Source organism: Mesorhizobium sp. M7A.F.Ca.US.014.04.1.1, from assembly GCF_003998745.1.
In the GTDB taxonomy this organism is placed as follows: domain Bacteria; phylum Pseudomonadota; class Alphaproteobacteria; order Rhizobiales; family Rhizobiaceae; genus Mesorhizobium; species Mesorhizobium ciceri.
This window is the reverse complement of record NZ_RZRW01001412.1, coordinates 1-518: the sequence shown is the minus strand read 5'-3', so window position 1 is coordinate 518 and position 518 is coordinate 1. Positions and strand designations below refer to the sequence as shown.

The 518-nt window shown below is 64.9% G+C and carries 2 pseudogenes; both read left to right on the top strand.

The window, feature by feature from the left end:
* Window positions 1-143, top strand: a pseudogene (locus EOA22_RS39450) (cytochrome C); the annotation flags it as partial.
* Window positions 140-518: pseudogene (locus EOA22_RS36840) on the top strand (cytochrome c oxidase subunit II); the annotation flags it as partial. The pseudogenes EOA22_RS39450 and EOA22_RS36840, both read left to right, overlap by 4 nt.

The window sequence follows — 518 nt, the reverse complement described above, 5'->3', positions numbered from 1 at the left end:
AGATATGGGAGCTGGCGGCCTTCGTGCGCGCACTGGGCGGCAACGCGCCGTCTTCCGCCGCGCCGCAACGCAATGACGACATGATGGTGCATCCCTCGGAAAACCGCCTGCCGGATGCCGCGACACTGGGCAAATCACCGTGAAGCGCCCGGCCTCGATGGCCTTCGCCTTCTGTGTCCTGTTTCTGCAGGGATGCGCAGGCTGGCAGTCGGCGCTTGACCCGAAGGGCCCCGCAGCCGGCGAGCTGGCCTGGCTCATCTGGTTCTTTACCGCGCTTTGCGCGGTTGTTTGGGCGCTGGTGATGATCGCTCTCGCAGCACCGCTGGTCATGCGATCGCGTTCCGGCGATGAACCCCTCCTACTCGACGAAGCGGCCGAACGCGGCAAGATGCGCGTGGTCGTGTCCGCCGTCGGAGTGACCACCATCATCTTGATCGGACTGACGCTGCTAAGCTTTTTCGCCAACAGGACGCTGGCTGCGATCGGCTCGGAGGCTGCGCTGACAATCAGGGTGACCG